Annotated in this window: 14 protein-coding genes and 1 pseudogene; 8 read left to right on the top strand and 7 right to left on the bottom strand. The window is 47.0% G+C overall.

Translation table 11 applies throughout. The annotated features are described in order from the left end of the window. Genes ABNS04_RS08830 through ABNS04_RS08820 form a run of 3 tightly spaced genes read right to left on the bottom strand, consistent with a single transcriptional unit; the run spans position 1 to position 1,948 of the window. Entirely contained in the window at positions 1-765 is a 765-nt protein-coding gene (locus ABNS04_RS08830) for a hypothetical protein (protein ID WP_006954599.1), read from the bottom strand. 11 nt (positions 766-776) lie between these two features. Then, the gene (locus ABNS04_RS08825; RefSeq protein WP_006954598.1) at positions 777-1,259 is read right to left on the bottom strand and encodes a hypothetical protein; all 483 of its coding nucleotides are present in this window, start codon (positions 1,257-1,259) and stop codon (positions 777-779) included. Beyond that, positions 1,247-1,948 carry a hypothetical protein gene (locus ABNS04_RS08820; protein ID WP_006954597.1) on the bottom strand — a complete coding sequence of 234 codons (702 nt, stop codon included), beginning with the start codon at positions 1,946-1,948 and terminating at the stop codon, positions 1,247-1,249. Before ABNS04_RS08820 ends, ABNS04_RS08825 begins: the two co-directional genes overlap by 13 nt. A 141-nt stretch (positions 1,949-2,089) precedes the next feature. On the opposite strand from ABNS04_RS08820, the gene ABNS04_RS08815 reads away from it, so the two are divergent. Continuing rightward, positions 2,090-4,549: a PBP1A family penicillin-binding protein gene (locus ABNS04_RS08815; protein WP_272978371.1), complete on the top strand. Its 2,460-nt coding sequence runs from the start codon at positions 2,090-2,092 to the stop codon at positions 4,547-4,549. Here the strand turns inward: ABNS04_RS08815 and ABNS04_RS08810 are convergent. Further along, positions 4,546-6,984: a bifunctional aspartate kinase/homoserine dehydrogenase II gene (locus tag ABNS04_RS08810; RefSeq protein ID WP_272978372.1), complete on the bottom strand. Its 2,439-nt coding sequence runs from the start codon at positions 6,982-6,984 to the stop codon at positions 4,546-4,548. The two genes, ABNS04_RS08815 and ABNS04_RS08810, sit on opposite strands and share 4 nt — an antisense overlap. Before the next feature lie 174 nt (positions 6,985-7,158). Between ABNS04_RS08810 and metJ the strand changes: the two genes are divergently transcribed. Then, positions 7,159-7,485: a met regulon transcriptional regulator MetJ gene (gene metJ, locus ABNS04_RS08805; protein ID WP_006954594.1), complete on the top strand. Its 327-nt coding sequence runs from the start codon at positions 7,159-7,161 to the stop codon at positions 7,483-7,485. On the opposite strand, the gene ABNS04_RS08800 is transcribed toward metJ, so the two are convergent. Further along, a complete protein-coding gene (locus tag ABNS04_RS08800) occupies positions 7,482-8,726 on the bottom strand; it encodes a malic enzyme-like NAD(P)-binding protein (protein ID WP_272978373.1) in 1,245 nt (414 codons plus the stop codon). The two genes, metJ and ABNS04_RS08800, sit on opposite strands and share 4 nt — an antisense overlap. 253 nt (positions 8,727-8,979) lie before the next feature. Then, a complete protein-coding gene (gene rpmE / locus ABNS04_RS08795; RefSeq protein WP_006954592.1) occupies positions 8,980-9,192 on the bottom strand; it encodes a 50S ribosomal protein L31 in 213 nt (70 codons plus the stop codon). 171 nt (positions 9,193-9,363) lie between these two features. On the opposite strand from rpmE, the gene priA reads away from it, so the two are divergent. From priA to hslU, 5 genes are all read left to right on the top strand, one after another. Further along, positions 9,364-11,559: a primosomal protein N' gene (gene priA / locus ABNS04_RS08790; RefSeq protein WP_272978374.1), complete on the top strand. Its 2,196-nt coding sequence runs from the start codon at positions 9,364-9,366 to the stop codon at positions 11,557-11,559. An 83-nt stretch (positions 11,560-11,642) separates the two neighbouring features. Then, on the top strand, positions 11,643-13,385 hold the full coding sequence (gene argS / locus ABNS04_RS08785; RefSeq protein ID WP_272978375.1) for an arginine--tRNA ligase: 1,743 nt from the start codon (positions 11,643-11,645) through the stop codon (positions 13,383-13,385). Positions 13,386-13,388: 3 nt separating this feature from the next. Beyond that, positions 13,389-13,952: an SPOR domain-containing protein gene (locus ABNS04_RS08780; protein ID WP_272978376.1), complete on the top strand. Its 564-nt coding sequence runs from the start codon at positions 13,389-13,391 to the stop codon at positions 13,950-13,952. A 124-nt stretch (positions 13,953-14,076) separates the two neighbouring features. Continuing rightward, entirely contained in the window at positions 14,077-14,622 is a 546-nt protein-coding gene (hslV, locus tag ABNS04_RS08775; RefSeq protein WP_040487670.1) for an ATP-dependent protease subunit HslV, read from the top strand. A 10-nt stretch (positions 14,623-14,632) separates the two neighbouring features. Beyond that, on the top strand, positions 14,633-15,976 hold the full coding sequence (hslU, locus tag ABNS04_RS08770; protein WP_006954587.1) for an ATP-dependent protease ATPase subunit HslU: 1,344 nt from the start codon (positions 14,633-14,635) through the stop codon (positions 15,974-15,976). 9 nt (positions 15,977-15,985) lie between these two features. On the opposite strand, the gene ABNS04_RS08765 is transcribed toward hslU, so the two are convergent. Further along, the gene (locus tag ABNS04_RS08765; protein ID WP_006954586.1) at positions 15,986-18,052 is read right to left on the bottom strand and encodes a GGDEF domain-containing phosphodiesterase; all 2,067 of its coding nucleotides are present in this window, start codon (positions 18,050-18,052) and stop codon (positions 15,986-15,988) included. Between the two features lie 171 nt (positions 18,053-18,223). Between ABNS04_RS08765 and ABNS04_RS08760 the strand changes: the two are divergent. Beyond that, positions 18,224-18,396 (top strand): annotated as a pseudogene (locus ABNS04_RS08760) (ribonuclease E activity regulator RraA); the annotation flags it as partial.

The following is an 18,396-nucleotide window of genomic DNA, read 5'->3' as shown; positions in this document are numbered from 1 at the left end:
TCAGAAAGCGATTGCATTTGTGTGTTTGACCTTGTTTTGAAGTGTTGTAACAACGCACGGAAATGACTCCAATTGTTTGAAGGTGACGGACTCGCGAGAAATCGCCGTAATCATCGTGGTTGGTGAGCTAAAGTAGTCGCCAACCTTGGCCGTTAGCCATTGCTTATCACTACCTTGAAAGTAAGCTGAGAAGTTGCCTTCAGTGGCGAGGGTGGCAAGAAGTTGGTAATCGTGCCAGTCACCGAGTAATTTGCCCGGAGGCGATAAGTCACATGGCTTTTGGCCTCGCGGTGCGATAGAGAGTGCAAGCATGGGTAGGCCATTTTCAACAAAGCTAAGTATAAGCTCATTCTTATCATCTGTGTGCCGAGTCATAATGAGACTGTCTAGTACAAATGGATGCTTATCTTGGCTTGGCCATGAGGTAGATACATCAGCCCACCACTCAATTAATTTTTTCGACTGACCGCGTAACTTAATCCGCAGTTTTACATCCGATGCTATGGGGATCTGCTGGGTTAGCGAATAACGTTGAGCTGCCGCTAAGGCGAGGGTCAGCCAACGCGCTATTGGGCGTCGCTCTACTGACTGTTGATGAGCGGTGAAGGTGAGTTTACTTTTCTCTGTCTGTTGCCAAAGTATCTGAGTTTCATGGCGAGTCTCCCGTTGGTTAGATTCGAAATACCATGAAGCTAAGATAAAGCTTGCTGGTGCAGGTACCAATGTTAAACATAGCGCTAAATAGAAACCTAATGTACTTTTCATCGGCACTTCTACTATGGTTTATAAACATCGAGTTGTGCATGGTTATGAGCTTTTAATTGCAGTTGTACGCTCTGCGTTCCATCGTGCCGCAAACGCTCACTCAATTGTGTCAGCTCAGCGGGGCTATGGTATGTACCACTTAATGATAGTTGGGAAGATGTCCAATGAGCGCGGTCGATGTTTAACCCCGTCAAATTACTCAACTCTAAAGTTAATATCTGGCTAACTTGGTTGACTTGTTGTTGGATAGCGGATGAATCTTGCTGGTAACGTGTTGCCGCTGATAACTGATTTTGTTGGGCTGTTTGCCATTGAGTCACGCGTGAATGGACTACATCTAAGTTGTGAAGGGTAAACTGACTGTATAAGGGGTCCACCACGGCGGTGATATTAAGTAGGCTAAATAGGCTTAAAAGAACAACGGCGATAAGACGTTGTCGCTGATTTCTGTGCCTTTTAGCCGTGCGCCAGTCACTGAGGTTTAACCACGCCATGGGAAAAAGCCTCTCAGAGCGGCACCGATTAAAGCGGGTGACGCCTCGCCTGCAAATGACTGTGTCGCTGAGCACAGGTTCTGCCAAAGTCCCGAGAAATTAAATAATCGTGCTTTTAAAATGTCATCCTCTTCGGTACTTAGGTAACTCATCACCACTGAATCAAGCTCTTCGATGTTGATGGCCTCAAGGAGTGAAATTGAGTGTAAAGACACTAGAACACCTCGTGTCACTCGTAGCACAATATACAGATGTTGTTCGCGAAAAATGATGGTCCACTGTGTTGCCGGTTTTGCGAGTCTCGCGTAGGCGGGCAGGCCCGGAAGGAAGTAGTTAGTACAGCGTACCCATGCCTGAGGTGCAGGCTCCAATACGCGGGGTTTCAGTGGTAGCTTTTCGGTCAGTCGCTCGATAGCGTCCTCATGACCATTGATTTGTTGGCTACCGAGCATCGGGACGATGTGACTGTCTTGATAGAGGTTGCTTGGCTGTGAGCTGATTTCTGTCTGCAAGTATACAAACTGACACGGGATTAAGAGGCTTAAACGGGACTTATAGTATCGCCAGTTCATTTGATCAATTGCGTCAGTTAGGTAATGTTTGGTCGCGAGTTGTCCCTTTTTTATTTCTAGCGTCAATAGCCTTATGTCATTGTTTTCAATCATTGCAGCGGATAAATAAGGCTTCATTTATTTACACCATCTTGGGTTATAAAATTTTGTCTTGGGTTGAGGGTTGCAAGCGTAGTGTTTAGTTTGAAAATCAGCCATAATAGTTAGTTATACAAAGGTGTCAGATATTCAACAACGTCACAGAAGTGGGGTAGGTTTTTGAGGTTTTTAAAGCGATTCGCGTGGATAGTCGCCGCTTTGGGCGTATTGGGGATCTTGACCGTGGGAGGGCTCTATCTTTATGTTAAGCCCGAGCTCCCGAGTGTTGAAACGCTAAGGGATGTCAAGTTACAAACGCCAATGCAGGTATTCACCAAAGATGGGCAGATGATCTCGCAGTTTGGTGAAAAACGCCGAATTCCAGTTAAGCTTGAGGATGTCCCACAGACCATGGTTGATGCTTTTCTCGCAACTGAGGATAGCCGTTTCTACCAACACTTTGGCGTTGATCCTATCGGTGTCGTGAGAGCTTTTGGTGTCCTTATTACGACGGGTGAAGTGAAAGAAGGTGCCAGCACCATCACCATGCAGTTGGCGCGAAACTTTTTCCTAAGTTTTGACCGAGCTTGGATGCGTAAGATAAAAGAAACATTTATTGCTTTGCATATCGAGCAGCTACTGACAAAAGACGAAATTCTAGAGCTTTACCTAAATAAAATCGCCTTTGGTCATCGCGCTTATGGCGTGGGTGCCGCTGCCCAAGTTTATTACGGTAAACCTTTAAATGAGTTGAGTTTGGCACAGATCGCAACTATCGCAGGGTTGCCCAAAGCGCCATCGAATTTAAACCCGATTAGTAATCCACAAGCTTCTAAAGCACGCCGTCGTGTAGTATTACTGCGGATGCTGGATGAGAAGAAAATCACCCAAGCACAATTTGATGATGCTGTGAACGCACCTGTAACCGCGCGTCGTCATGGTGCTGAAGTAACAGTGAACGCTCCTTACCTTGCTGAAATTGTGCGCCAAGATATGGTCGAGCGGTTTGGTGAAGAGGAAGCCTACAATGGCGGCTACAACGTTTATACGACTGTCCGTAGCGATGTCCAGCAAGCCGCTCAACAAGCTATTTGGAATAACCTACATGGTTATGATGAGCGTCATGGCTATCGGGGACCTGTCAGCGTACTTTGGAACGAAAAAGAGGGTAAACCGGCATTATCGCAGGCCGAGGTTATTGACTATTTAGCGCGTGTCGATCGCATTGGCGCTGTCGTTCCCGCAGTAGTTATGGGCGTTGATGAACAATCAGCGCAAATCCTAATCAAAGGTGATGAACAAGCAACGACCTTAAACTGGGATGCGATGAAATGGGCGCGTCCGTATCTTAATGAAGAGCGCCAAGGTGAGGCGCCTAAGTCTGCTACAGATATTATGCAGCCGGGACACGTTATCTATGTGCGTTCGGTGGGTGATGAGCATCAACTTCGATTAGCACAAGTGCCGGAACCAAGTTCTGCGATTGTTTCCTTAAAGCCGCAAGATGGTGCCGTAGAGGCAGTAGTTGGAGGCTATAGCTTTAGTCTCAGCCAATATAATCGCGCCTTACAAGCGGCTCGACAAGTAGGCTCAAATATCAAGCCCCTGATTTACTCGGCAGCCTTCGAGCAAGGTTTTACCTTGGCTACTTTGGTGAATGATGCACCTATTAATCAGTGGAATCCGGGCGCAGGTATCGCCTGGCGTCCTAAAAACTCTCCGGACGTCTATGAAGGCCCTATTCGCCTTCGCAAGGCATTAGCTAAGTCAAAAAACGTGGTCTCTGTTCGCCTAATACGAGAACTTGGCGTTAAAACCGCCGCCGATCATATCGCGAAGTTTGGTATTCCACGCGATACGATTCCAGAAAATGAATCCATCTCGCTGGGCTCGTTATCTATGACACCGATGGAAGTTGCGCGTGCCTATGCGACTTTCGCTAATGGCGGTTTCTTGATCAACCCCTACATTATCGAGCGAATAGAAGACGGTGATGGAGAGGTGGTCTACGAAGCACAACCGAAGCTAGCTTGCGAAGACTGTGAGAATGCAGCGCCCCGTATAATTTCTGAGCAGAACGCTTTTCTGGTTGCCCAAGCGATGAATTCAGCGGTATGGGGTGGAGGCAGTTGGGCTCATAAAACAGGCTGGAATGGTACTTCATGGCGCATCCAACGTTCTAAACCTATCGTTAATGTCACGGGACGATCGATTACAGGTAAAACCGGTACCACCAATGATGTTAAAGACACCTGGTTCTCTGGCTTTACGACGGGGTTAGTGACGACCACATGGGTGGGCTTTGACGATGTATCACGCGAGTTGGGTCGGACTACGATGAACCCGTTGCTGAGTAGTAAAGAACAACCAATCTCAGGAGGTGAAGCGGGTGCGAAAACCGCATTGCCAGGGTGGATCTTATTCATGGAAAAAGCGGTCGGCAAATTTCCAGCCGATGACTTTACCATTCCACCCAACGTGGTGAGTGTGAGAATTGATATGGAAACGGGTAAGTTATCGCATCGAAACGACTACACGAGCCGCTTCGAGTATTTTATCAGTGGCACCGAGCCAACTGAATATGCTCAAGATGAGCGCGATAACAAAGATATCTTTAATAACGAAGACGGGTTGTTCTAACCCGTCACCGTTAGTTTTGCCAGTAATTGGTTGAGATCAGATTGTACGCCGCCGGCTGTGACGTGCTTACCTGCGCCTGGGCCGCTAATAACCAGTGGCATTTCTGAATACCAATCGGTGTATATCACAAAGATATTCTCGCCAGGGATCAGGTTGGCCAGCATATCGCCTGCTGGAATATATTCGACACCTATTTTCGCACTGACCCGCCCTTCTTCAGAGACCGAGAAGCTGGCGAGTAAGCGCGGCACATTACCGTCTTTGGCTGCTTCCTTAAGCATGGTATCCATTGGCTCGTCTAACTCGTGAGCTCGTTGTAAAAACTCACTGGCAGAGATATCGCGAAGACTTTCAGGCACCAAACTGCTCACGCTGATATCTTCCCAATCAAGTTTAAGACCAATTTCGCGAGCTAAGATTAATAGCTTACGTACCAGATCCTGACAGGATAAATCCTCACGTGGGTCGGGCTCTGAATAGCCACGCTTTTTAGCTTCTAATACTAAATCACTGAATTTAACACCGTCCGTGAAGTTCTCGAATAGCCAAGACATGGTGCCGGAAAAAATCCCCGAAATGCTACGAATTTCATCGCCGGAGCCCCGTAAATCGTTAATCGCGTAGTTAAGTGGCAATCCTGCACCGACCGTGGTGTTATAAAGCCACTCACGTTTATACTCATGCTGGATCGTGCGAATTTCACGGTATAAAGATTCCTCAGCTGAGCCAGCGCGCTTATTCGCACTAATAATGTGCAATCCATTGGCAAATAAGCTGGGATAGAGTTGCGCAACGGCTTTAGCATCGGTTAGGTCAATCATAACCAATTCATCGTAAGGTGCATTGGGCAACTCTCGAAGCAGCTCGGTTAGTACGTAAGGGCGTGATAAACGGTCAAACCCTGCTTGCCACTCATTCAATTCGACGCCACTATAGTCAAGCCAGAGCTTCTTAGAGTTGGCGATACCTATTACTCGGACATCCATTACTTGGTTAATGCGGTCGCGCTGTTGACGGAATAAGTCCAACCAAGCTGTACCAATGTTACCGCGACCAATGACTAGCACGCCTAAGCTGCGGCGATAGTTAAATAACTGGCTATGAAGCCGATTGAGTAAACGGTTATCAAGCTTTTGTTCTAATATGGCGACCGCAGAACACCCGTCTTCGCTGACCGCAAAGCGACGCACCTTCTGTTCGCCTAACTGTAGTTTGAAGGTATTATATTGATCCGTCTCTTGAATGCGATTACCAACCAGTGCCACCATTGAATAGCCGTGGATTTGCGTGACCGCATTACCCGCATTGATGCGGTCGAGCCAGTGGCTGATGTAGTTCAAGTGGTTTTGGTGGAAAACCAAGTATTGTTGATGTTTTTCGGGTTCGGTCCAGCTTACCAATGGCGTTAAATCCAGCGCGTCAAGTTGTTTGACGAGCTCGCGGTCGTTGAGTTCGACCTTAAACAATACAACTTCGGACAAAGATGTGAATACTTTACCCTTAGGTTCTGTATGTTCGAAATTGCCAATACGGGTCTGCTGATTTTCAACTTTTAGGCTTGAGCGCACCGAAATGACCATACGATCGCGGTCAACAGGTTGGAATGTGCGAGGGTGTAGCACCGGGCTGCCTAATCGAGCCAGCTCTTCTGCTTCGCTCCAATCTAAGGTCGACAAACTGACGACACGTTCTATCTTACGCGGATCGGCTGAATAAACACCGGCGACGTCTTTCCAAATAGTGACTTGCTTTGAATTAAGTAAGCTACCAACCAAAGTCGCAGAATAGTCACTGCCGTTACGACCTAGTGTGAGGCTCTCACCGTTTAAACCGCGTGCAATAAAGCCTGTAACAATAAATCGTGTGCCGGGAAAAGGTGCTACGCGATTTAATAAATTATGGCGCGACTCTAACTCCTGAATAACGGGCTCAGGGGCGTCTTCAGCCTTTAGGAAGTCACGTGCATCAATATGGTCTGCTTTAGTACCTTGTTTCCTTAATAATGCCGCAAGGAGTCGAGCTGACCAAAGTTCACCGTAAGACAGCAGTTCTGCTTCGTGTTCGATAATTTCTTTACCCGCAACGAAGTCGCGGAAGCGTTGAAAATCCACAGTCGACTGCTCAAGGATAGGTGCCGCAAACTCGCTACCGAGAAGTTCGTGGATTAATCCTTGTTGGAACCGCTCCAGTTGGTCGAGTAAAATATCAGCCGTATCGCCAGACTCCTTTTGAGCTTTAATAATTGCTAAAATACGGTTAGTGGTATCACCCGCCGCCGAGACCACCACAACATCGCTTGCGCCTGCATATTCGGTTACAATGCGTGCCACGCGACGATAACAAAAAGCGTCAGCCAAACTACTGCCGCCAAACTTATGCACTTGAACGTTATCGGCTACCGTCCGAATCTGATCTAAGCTCGGCTCTGCGGTCATTGGCGATACCTCTCAAATAAATGAATTAACTGATGTAATGACTAAGGCTAAAACATCAAACGCCAAATGTCAGCAAATTTTAGCCATCTAGACGGATAAAATTTGACCTTCATCTGGGATTGAGTAAAATTCAATATAACTTATATGGTTTTTGACTAAGGCAGGACTCTCACGATGAAGTGGAATGGTGATTATATCTACCCCTATGCAGAGCACGGGCGTAAAAGCGAACAGGTAAAAAAGGTAACCGTATCAATACCGACTCGCGTGCTTAAAGTACTCACCGATGAGCGAACTCGCCGTCAAGTTAAGAACTTACGTCATGCTACGAACAGCGAACTACTCTGCGAAGCCTTTTTACACGCTTTTACGGGCCAACCGTTGCCGACGGATACCGATTTAGAAAAGACCAATCCAAATAAAATACCTAAGGCAGTACGCGAAGAATTAGAAGCACGAGGGCTTCCAATTCCTGCAGATGATGAACTCGATACGCCTTAATCTTGCATATAGTTTTCAGGTAGCGGGATTTTGGCAACACCAGAATCGACCGCTGCCTCTGCCACTGCCTTAGCTACGCGCTGACACAAGCGAGGGTCCATGGGTTTAGGAATGATGTAATCAGCGCCGAAAGTGAGTTCATCAATACCGGCTGCTTTTTTGACCTCATCAGGCACTTCCTCTTTTGCGAGCTGGCGGATGGCTTCAACCGCTGCAATTTTCATCTCATCGTTAATTGCGGTTGCACGCACATCTAAAGCGCCGCGAAACATGAACGGAAAGCACAACACATTGTTGACTTGGTTAGGGTAGTCAGAACGACCTGTGCCGATAATAATGTCGTCGCGAGTTTGCTGAGCTAATTCGGGCTTAATTTCTGGATCCGGGTTAGAGCAAGCGAACACGATCGGCTTATCAGCCATCAGTTTAAGCGTTTCTGGCGAGAGTAGGTCAGGTCCCGAAACACCGAGAAACAGGTCGGCCCCTTCAATGACTTCTTCGAGCGTCCGTTTGTCAGTGTTGTTTGCGAAGAGCGCTTTATATTCGTTGAGATCCTCGCGGCGAGTATGGATGACACCTTTGGAATCCAACATGTAAATATGTTCGCGTTGCGCACCACATTTGATAAGTAGCTCCATACAGGCGATGGCGGCGGCCCCCGCACCCATGCAAACAATATGGGCATCTTTAAGGGACTTACCTTGGATTTCAAGTGCATTCAACATGCCTGCAGCGGTCACAATAGCCGTGCCGTGTTGGTCATCATGAAACACAGGTACGTTACATTTTTCAATAAGCGCTTGCTCGATTTCGAAACACTCAGGCGCCTTGATATCCTCAAGATTAATACCACCAAATGTGTCGGCTATATTCGCCACTGTATTAATGAAATCTTGAGTAGTGCGATGGGAGACTTCAATATCGATGGAGTCTAATCCTGCAAACCGCTTAAATAACAGTGCTTTCCCTTCCATCACGGGCTTTGATGCCAGCGGCCCCAAGTTACCCAAACCAAGAATCGCGGTACCATTAGAAATAACAGCGACCATATTGCCTTTCGCCGTATATTTATAGGCATTGTCGGGATCTTCAGCTATGGCTCTCACTGGTTCCGCAACACCCGGACTGTAGGCAAGCGCTAAGTCTTTCGCAGAGTCAGCTGGCTTGGTGAGTTCAACTGAAATCTTACCTGGTGTGGGGTATTGGTGATAATCCAACGCTTTTTGGCGGAAATCTGACATTTAGGCAACCTGAAAAAATGAATAAAGGATGATGTATTAGGATAAAGGCAATTAGGAAAATAACAAATCTTACCTGCTTATGTGGACTCACTCAGATCATGCTAACTTTTGATGTGTTTAAAAACACACCAGTCAACTTTTCTTTAACAATGGTGTCTCTGAGCAGAGTAGATATGAAAAAAGGCGCCATTTGGCGCCTTTTTTGTAAAAATGGGCTGAAAAGCTCATTTTTATACGTTTTGCGTACCGGCAATTATTTTTTGCCCAAAGTACCAAAACGTTTCTTGAATTTGTCGACACGACCACCTGTGTCCATTACACGTTGCTTACCAGTGTAGAATGGGTGGCACTCTGAACATACGTCGATGTGTAGATCTTCTACGCGAGTAGAGCGAGTTTCAAATTCGTTACCGCACGAGCAAGTTACTTTGATTGCTTCGTACTTAGGATGAATACCTTGTTTCATGGGAATACCTCGAGTTAGGCCACATCGCTATCCAGTCGCCTCGTCTGCGCAGGACACCATGTGTAAAAAAACAACAATGTTTAAGAGCGCGGCATTTTATGCGATCTTCACTGATCATTCAAGAGGCTTATTACGCTTGTTTTATCGCTCATTGCGTTTCAGAATAGCGCTATGATAGACAGCCCTCACTACATTGAAGTGGCGTTACCGTTGCCGTTGCGGCGCAGCTTCACTTACCAATATGATTTGTCGGAACCGGCAGTGCTCGGTGCGCGTGTGCGGGTGCCTTTTGGTCAACGGCAATTGGTCGGCATTATAACGCAACTTAATGTTGCAGCGCCGAGCACGTTTGAAGCCAAGTCAGTGCTGGCACAACTAGATACCACCGCGGTATGGAAAGCCGAGCTGTGGCAACTTTTAAATTGGGCGTCAGATTACTATCAGCATAGTCTGGGTGATGTATTTGCTAATGCTTTACCCATATTGTTGAGACAGGGGAAACCCATCGGCTATGCGCCCGTTACTTATTATGAGTTGGCGCAGGATGCACCGAGTGCGAGTGATACTGCGCTTGACCGAGCGCCCAAGCAGAAGCAATTACTCGAGTTATTGGCACGAGGTCGAGTCAGCGCAGCGCAACTTAAGCAGGCTCAGATTAGTACCACAGTCAGTAGCGCTGCTTGCGATAAAGGCTGGGTTAGACGCATTGAAGAAAGGCCTGAGCTTAATGCAGAACAACATTGGCAGATGGCGCTCAGCGAAGAACCACTCGCGGTTAACCAAGAACAAGCGGTTGCGCTTAGCGCAATTAAGCAAATATCTGGTCATGCAAGCTTTCTACTCGAGGGTGTAACCGGGAGTGGCAAAACCGAGGTGTATTTACAAGCTATCGAGCATGTCTTAGCAGCAGGTCGGCAAGTGCTAGTCTTAGTACCTGAAATTGGCTTGACGATGCAAACGATTAAGCGCTTTCGGCAACGTTTTGATGTTCCAGTCGAGGTCTTACACTCTAACCTTAATGATACAGAACGTCTTCATGCTTGGCTCAACAGTCGATCGAATCGGGCAGGCATTGTCATTGGCACACGCTCAGCCATTTTCACTCCGTTCGCTGATTTAGGCATGATCGTCGTCGATGAAGAGCACGACTTGTCCTATAAGCAGCAGGATGGATTTCGTTATCACGCTCGCGATATTGCGATTAAACGTGCGCAATTACTTGATATTCCGATCATTTTAGGCAGTGCTACGCCTGCGCTCGAGACCCTTAATAATGCCGTTAATCAGCGCTTTCACTGGTTGCAACTAACTCAACGCGCCGGTGTTGCAGAAAGCGTTGAGCATGAACTTATAGACTTGAAAGGTCTACCGATGCAGGCGGGCTTGTCGGAACCCTTGCTACAACAAATAGAACAGGAGCTAAGTAAGCATAACCAGGTGCTGCTGTTTTTAAATAGGCGTGGCTTCGCACCTGCGCTGATGTGCCATGAGTGTGGCTGGATTGCACAGTGTAAACGTTGCGATGCGTATTACACCCTGCATCAAGCACAACGGCGCCTACATTGTCACCATTGCGATAGCCAACGGCCTGTCCCAAAGCAGTGTGAGCAATGTGGCTCAACGCATTTAATATCGCATGGTGTGGGTACCGAACAACTCGAAGATTTTCTTAATCAACGATTTCCCGAGCACAGCGTGTTGCGGATAGACCGGGACTCTACACGACGCAAAGGCGAGTTAGACGCACACTTAAAATCGGCCTCCGAGCATAAACATCACATTTTGGTGGGTACCCAGATGCTCGCTAAAGGACACCATTTCCCCAATGTGACTTTAGTCGCGCTGTTGGATGTCGATGGCGCTTTGTATAGCGCTGATTTTCGCGCGCCAGAGCGGTTGGCTCAGCTGTTTACACAAGTATCGGGTCGCGCGGGTCGAGCTCACAAACGCGGCCGAGTCGTGCTACAAACGCATCATCCCGAGCACGACTTAGTGCAAGATTTGCTAAATAATGGATACCAACACTTTGCTCTAACGGCTTTGGCTGAACGGCAGGCGACAGAGCTTCCCCCGTTCAAGCATTGGGCGCTGGTGCGGGCCGAAAGTACCGACAAAGCGCAAGTTGTAGAGGCATTGAATCATATGGCTGCTTGCTTACCTGAGGTTGCGGGGGTCATGGGCGTCGGTCCGATTCCCGCGTTAATGGAAAAACGAGCAGGTCGTTATCGTTATCAATGGATACTGCAGACAACATCGCGTAAACAACGTTATCAAGTCGTTAAATATTTACTTAGCCAGTGGGAAAACCTCAGTATTCTCAACCGTATACGATGGTCGTTGGACATTGATCCACAAGACTTCACATAAACGCGCAAAAACAGGTAAACTAACCCTCTTATTGTGAATCACTTTTTCTTTCCTTTTTAACGTTAATACAGGTAGTCGTGTCGATGAAAGAGCAACTTGAACAGTTAATTACTGATGCTGTGGGCCAATTAAAAGCTGACGGTATTCTTCCTACGGATCTAACCGTGAAGATTCAGTTGGACCGACCACGAGATAAGTCACACGGCGACTTTGCGTCCAATCTGGCGTTGATGCTGGCAAAGCCTGCAAAAATGAATCCGCGTCAATTAGCGGAAAAGGTTATTGAAGCGATTCCGGCGAACACGCTGATTGCCAAAACCGATATCGCTGGACCTGGCTTTATTAACTTTACGATCGCACAGGACCAGTTAAAGAGTCAGTTAACCACCATGCTGAGTAGTGCTGATCTCGGTATTCAGCGTGCTGAAAAGCCAATGACCATTGTTATTGATTATTCATCACCTAACCTAGCGAAAGAAATGCACGTAGGTCATTTGCGCTCGGCGATTATTGGCGATGCGGTATCGCGTACCGCCGAAATGTTGGGCCATAAGGTGATTCGCCAAAACCACGTAGGTGATTGGGGCACTCAGTTCGGGATGTTGCTGGCGCACATGGAAGAGCTGGATAGCGAAGCGGCTAACTATGAGCTCAGTAATTTAGAAACTTTTTATAAAGCTGCCAAAAAGCGCTTCGACGAAAGCGAAGATTTTGCCGAGCGGGCACGTGAATTAGTCGTCAAGCTACAGTCAGGTGATGATTATTGCTTGAAGCTGTGGAATCAATTTATTGATGTGTCGCTGACGCACTGTCAGGAAGTGTATGACCGTTTGGGGGTGAAGTTAACCCGTGACGATGTGATGGCCGAAAGTGCTTATAACGACCGTCTGCCCGGTGTTATCGAACATCTCAAAGAGCAAGGGCTGTTAGTAGAAGACCAAGGTGCGCAGTGCGTATTTTTAGACGAGTTTAAAGGTAAAGAAGGTGAACCGCTTCCAATTATTGTGCAGAAAAAGGGCGGCGGTTATTTGTATGCGACCACTGACCTTGCTGCAATCCAGTATCGTCAAAAAGAACTCGGTGGCGACTATCTGATGTATTTTGTCGATGCGCGTCAATCTTTGCACTTCGAACAGATCTTTACCTTAGCGCGTAAAGCCAAGTTCATTGAGGGTGATATTAAAACTCAGCATTATGGGTTCGGCACTGTTATGGGTAAGGACGGGCGTCCTTATAAGAGTCGCGACGGTGGTGTGACTAAACTTGCTGATTTATTGGATGAAGCTGAGCGCAGAGCACTCGAACTGTTACAGCAGAAGAACTCTGACCTGACTGCTGAGCAGCAAGAGGCGGTCGCGAAAGTGGTCGGTATTAGCTCAGTTAAATATGCCGACTTATCAAAAAACAGAACATCGGACTATATTTTCGATTGGGATTTAATGCTCACGTTTGAGGGCAATACAGCGCCTTATCTACTTTATGCATTTACTCGCGTGAATAGTATTTTCGATAAGTTAGGTGAACGTTCGTTTGATATGGACGCTGACTGGCTGCTCGAAGATGAGCGTGAGCTTGCGCTCGCAAATCAACTGATTCGGTTTGAGGAAGTGGTGAACCGTGTATTCGATAAAGCCATGCCGCACTTCTTATGTGGTTACTTGTTTGAACTCGCAGGTTACTTCTCGAGCTTCTATGAAGCCTGCCCAATCCTCAACCAAGAGGACGAGGCGGTGCGTAATAGTCGTCTTAAACTAGCCCGTTTAACGGCTAATACGCTTGAAAAAGGCTTAGCATTATTGGGTATACCGACGTTAGAAAAGATGTAAGTCATGGATTACGCTAATCGTAAACCCAAACCTAAAAAGAAGTCTGGCAAATCGTCCGGTCAACGGGGTAAACCGTCGGCTCGCGGTGCTGCCGCTAAGCAACCCAAACAAGTTCCGTGGGTTGCAATTGTGCTTGTCTTGGCTTTAATGGCCGCATTTATTTTCGGTTTGCTGAGTATTAATGGTGATGGTGATAAGTTGCCAGCGAAACCGACAGACCAACAGGCGGCAGACGAGTTACCCCCAAAGCCAAAGGAAAAGTGGCAATATATTCAGGAACTAGAAAGTAAACAGGTTGAAGTCGATGTGCCTGAGCGCGAACTCGGACCTCCCAAACTGATGCAGTGTGGGTCATTTAGAAAGCAATCTGACGCCGAACGTCTTAGGGCTGAAATTGCAATGGCCGGCTTAGAGAGTCAAGTACGAAGCTCTGAGGGTAAAAACGGTCTTTGGTATCGCGTGATTCTTGGGCCTTACGAGACCAAGCGCGCGGCTGAAAGAGAGCGGCATAAATTGCAACGAGCTAAGATTTACGGTTGCGCGATTTGGAACTGGAACCTCGACTAAACTCGTTAAAACTGCAAAGGCATCGTTGGATGCCTTGAAATCTTATCAATACACCCTCAAATAGCTAATAATCGCATTGCAACATCGCTTGCAGTTCACCGTATTAGCTAGAGAGGGTTTTGTTTTGACCACGATAGTATCCGTAAGACGCGGCGACAAAGTCGCTATTGGTGGTGATGGCCAAGTCTCGCTTGGTAACACCGTCATGAAAGGTAACGCTAAAAAAGTACGCCGCCTTTACCACGATCAAGTATTAGCCGGTTTTGCTGGCGGAACCGCAGATGCATTTACATTATTTGAGCGCTTTGAATCAAAGCTAGAGCAACATCAGGGTAACTTGATGCGAGCTGCCGTAGAACTCGCGAAAGATTGGCGAACAGACCGCGCTTTACGACGCTTAGAGGCATTGCTCGCAGTTGCCGATAAAGAAACGTCGCTCATCATTACCGGTAATGGTGACGTAGTTCAGCCCGAAAACGACCTGATTGCTATCGGTTCCGGGGGGCCGTATGCTCAAGCAGCGGCAACGGCCATGTTGGAGACGACCGAGTTATCGGCGCGCGATATCGTAGAAAAGGCACTCACCATTGCAGGCGACATTTGTGTTTACACGAATGGCTACCAGACCATCGAAGAACAGCAGTCAATCGCTGCCTCAAAAAATAAGTAGGGGATAAAAGATGTCAGATATGACCCCAAGAGAAATTGTAGACGAACTCAATCGTCACATCATCGGTCAAGATAAAGCTAAACGAGCGGTAGCCGTAGCGCTTAGAAATCGCTGGCGCCGGATGCAGTTAGATGATGATTTGCGTAATGAAGTAACGCCTAAAAATATTCTAATGATTGGCCCAACGGGCGTGGGTAAAACTGAGATTGCACGTCGCTTGGCTAAGCTCGCACGTGCACCTTTTATTAAAGTAGAAGCAACCAAATTTACTGAGGTGGGCTACGTTGGTAAAGAAATTGAATCCATTATCAAGGATTTGACCGATGTAGCAGTGAAGCAAAAGCGCGAAGAAATGATGCAAAAAGTGCGTTATCGCGCAGAGGAAGCTGCCGAAGACCGCATTTTAGATGTGCTACTACCGCCTGCGCGTACCTCAGGAGGCTGGGGTGCAGAAGAAGATAAAGGCAATGATGAGCAACGTCACTCACGGCAAGTGTTCCGTAAAAAATTACGCGAAGGTAGCTTAGACGATAAAGAGATCGAAATTGATTTGGCGATGCCGCAAATGGGCGTTGAGATCATGGCGCCGCCAGGCATGGAAGAAATGACGTCACAGCTACAAAACATGTTCCAGAACATGGGCAATGACAAGACCAAGAAGCGCAAAATAAAGATCAAAGATGCGTTTAAGCAATTAATCGATGAAGAAGCAGCTAAGTTGCTTAATCCGGACGAGGTCAAGGAAGCGGCAATTGAATCTGTCGAGCAGAACGGTATTGTCTTCCTCGATGAGATCGACAAGATCTGTAAGCGTGGTGACAGTAGTGGCCCTGATGTTTCGAGAGAAGGCGTACAACGCGACCTGTTGCCGTTGGTGGAAGGTACGACGGTCAATACCAAGCATGGCATGATCCGTACTGATCATATCCTATTCATTGCATCAGGCGCCTTCCAGATGAGCAAGCCATCGGATCTAATTCCAGAGCTACAAGGTCGTCTACCAATTCGTGTTGAGTTGGATGCACTGACCAGTGGTGACTTTGTACGCATTTTGACAGAGCCGAATGCTTCACTAACGACTCAGTATAAGGCCTTGTTGAATACCGAGGGTGTTGAAATTGGCTTTACAGACGATGGCATTCAACGGATTGCAGAAATCGCCTTCCATGTGAATGAGACCACCGAAAACATCGGCGCACGTCGATTACACACAGTGCTAGAGCGTCTGATGGAGGAAATCTCCTTTAATGCTACTGATCATAGCGGTGAAAGCATTAGCGTTGACGCTTCGTATGTCGATAAACACATTGGTGAGTTATCGCAAGACGAAGACCTAAGCCGCTTTATTCTATAAGTGGTGCCTTTATGCCGTTGCCAAAGATGCTGGCAACGGCTCTCTTCCTAGTTTGAGCTCGTTCTCGATGAGCTGCTCTGCCAACTCAAGCTTAATGGGCGGTGAGTAGAAATAGCCCTGCATCATGTCGCACCCAAGCTGTTGCAGAATATCTTGTTGGTCTTGTGTTTCGATACCTTCTGCTATGACACGTTTACCAAGACCATGAGCCAAGCGAATCATTGCTTTTAATATTGTCGCATCGGTGCGATTAACCTGCAGCTCGCTGACAAAACTTCGATCAATTTTAATCTTATTAATGGGTAAAGAGCGCAAGTAGGCAAGTGAGCTATGGCCTGTGCCAAAGTCATCTATAGCGACTTTAAAGCCGAGGTCTCTAAGTCGACGAATGACATCCATGCCATTACTTAAATCGGACATTGCGACAGTCTCGGTAATTTCTAACTCGAGATAACTGGCATCTAATTGGTAATTGTCGACTAATCGAGTGAGGTGTTCGACGAGTTTAGACTGTTGGAATTGCTGTGCCGATAAGTTCACCGCGATAGGCCACACGTGACTAAAACGTTTGTTCCAATCTGCGAGTATTTCGGCAGCGCGTTCAAGTACCCAATTATCAAGCAACTCGGTTAGGCCTAACTGTTCGATGTGCGGAATAAACTCAGCTGGCGAGAGCAAGCCTCGTTCGGGGTGCTGCCAACGGATTAGTGCCTCAAAGCCACATAATTGCTGGTAGTCGAAATCAAACTGAGGCTGAAGATAAATCACAAATTCGTTATTTTTAAACGCCTTTCTTAGAATCGGCTCCATATCAATAAGTTGAGAGAACGCGTCATCCATCCCGCGCTCATAAAAAGTAATATTGGAGGCGTTTTGGCGCTTCGCGTCGGTTAGGGCTAGCGTTGCTTTGTTCAGCAAAATTTCAGCATTAACACCGTGTTGAGGGTAGCGTGAAATTCCCACGCCAACCGACAGCGTGATCTGTCGCTGATTCACCTCGATAGGACGAGACAACTCGTGCTGGAGCTCTGTGGCAAGTTCAATGATATGACGACGACTTTTTAAGTGATCGAAGATGACTGCAAATACGTCGCCACTAATTCGAGCTACGGTAACGGGTTTACGTTTAAATTGCTGTAGACGTCGGGCAATTTCTTTTAATACTTGATCGCCCCCCCGAATACCCAACCGTTCGTTGACGGACTTAAACCGTGAAACGCCAAGTAACATCACGGATAGGTGACGGTTATTTGAACGGCAGTAGTCGACTAAAACGGGGATTTTACTGACTAATTGATGACGGTTAGCGACACCGGTTAAGGCGTCGTGTGTGTGTAAATATTCGGCGCGCTGCACAGCATAAAACGAGGTCGAACGCTCCGATTCCAACAGCCAGATTACGATTCCGACCATTATGATAGTCAGGAATACGATGGTAAATAAGCCCTGAGTGCTGATAACCCAATCTAAATAAATGGTATTAGTGAATAACAACACCGCCGACAAAATAAGATTCTTGATTGCTAAAAATGTAAATGCGGAGGCGACAATTTTGGGACCTAAGCCAGGTGGGATGCGCAAAAACATAAAGAGCGCAATACCTAAGAACAACAGGGCCGGCACGATAAAGCGTGGCAATTCAGATTCAAATAATGACAACTCACCGGTTTGATTTGAGAACATCCAGGCAATTGTGGCTGAGGCAGCTAACGTAGTTATAAGGAGGAGTAAATGCCGAGTTGTTTGGCTTAGGTGACGTTCCTTAATGGCGTTGTAGGCGCCGAGAGCAATATAGGTGAGTGCCAAGTAGTGAAGAAAAATTGAGCCTGTATAAAGACTCTGTGTAATCCACTCAGGATAGTTTGTCCCGATGAGTGCGCTCGATGTTAGAACAGCGCGAATAAGCTCGCTTGCACCATAGCTCAAGCATGCGACCGACCAATCCCCGAGGTATGCTTGCTGATACGATTTAAGATAAAACCGCAGTAAGCCAGCGAATCCCAGCAACATCAGGGTTTGAATGACATGAGTTAATGTTTCGATCGCCAAAGAGGTGACCAAATCGAGATCAGGCATCAGAAAACAGTAATAATTATTGTTATATTTATATTAGATTACGCGCCATTGGTGGGGTAATTCAAGTATAACCGTTCAAAGATTTTAACAAAGCGGCTATTGAGCATTTTTAAAACCACCAATTACCGTTATACTTACCTGAATTCGCACTGTCTAACGCAGGATACAGTCATGGAATACAATACCTCAGAACTTTGTGATTTATACCCCGATATGGTCGATGTCGTTGAACCGATGTTTGAATCCTATGGCGGGCGCTCTTCATTTGGCGGACAACTCGTCATCGTTAAATGCCATGAAGACAAAGGGCTGATTGAAGAGAACCTGAACCAACATGGTGGGGG

Source organism: uncultured Idiomarina sp. (assembly GCF_964010655.1).
Taxonomy (GTDB): Bacteria; Pseudomonadota; Gammaproteobacteria; order Enterobacterales; family Alteromonadaceae; genus Idiomarina; species Idiomarina baltica.
This window is presented reverse-complemented; position numbering and strand designations above follow the sequence as displayed.

Coding starts and splice junctions, on each gene's coding strand:
- ABNS04_RS08830 (WP_006954599.1), bottom strand. CDS start 765: ATGAAAAGTACATTAGGTTTCTATTTAGCGCTATGTTTAACATTGGTA.
- ABNS04_RS08825 (WP_006954598.1), bottom strand. CDS start 1,259: ATGGCGTGGTTAAACCTCAGTGACTGGCGCACGGCTAAAAGGCACAGA.
- ABNS04_RS08820 (WP_006954597.1), bottom strand. CDS start 1,948: ATGAAGCCTTATTTATCCGCTGCAATGATTGAAAACAATGACATAAGG.
- ABNS04_RS08810 (WP_272978372.1), bottom strand. CDS start 6,984: ATGACCGCAGAGCCGAGCTTAGATCAGATTCGGACGGTAGCCGATAAC.
- metJ (WP_006954594.1), top strand. CDS start 7,159: ATGAAGTGGAATGGTGATTATATCTACCCCTATGCAGAGCACGGGCGT.
- ABNS04_RS08800 (WP_272978373.1), bottom strand. CDS start 8,726: ATGTCAGATTTCCGCCAAAAAGCGTTGGATTATCACCAATACCCCACA.
- rpmE (WP_006954592.1), bottom strand. CDS start 9,192: ATGAAACAAGGTATTCATCCTAAGTACGAAGCAATCAAAGTAACTTGC.
- priA (WP_272978374.1), top strand. CDS start 9,364: ATGATAGACAGCCCTCACTACATTGAAGTGGCGTTACCGTTGCCGTTG.
- argS (WP_272978375.1), top strand. CDS start 11,643: ATGAAAGAGCAACTTGAACAGTTAATTACTGATGCTGTGGGCCAATTA.
- ABNS04_RS08780 (WP_272978376.1), top strand. CDS start 13,389: ATGGATTACGCTAATCGTAAACCCAAACCTAAAAAGAAGTCTGGCAAA.
- hslU (WP_006954587.1), top strand. CDS start 14,633: ATGTCAGATATGACCCCAAGAGAAATTGTAGACGAACTCAATCGTCAC.
- ABNS04_RS08765 (WP_006954586.1), bottom strand. CDS start 18,052: ATGCCTGATCTCGATTTGGTCACCTCTTTGGCGATCGAAACATTAACT.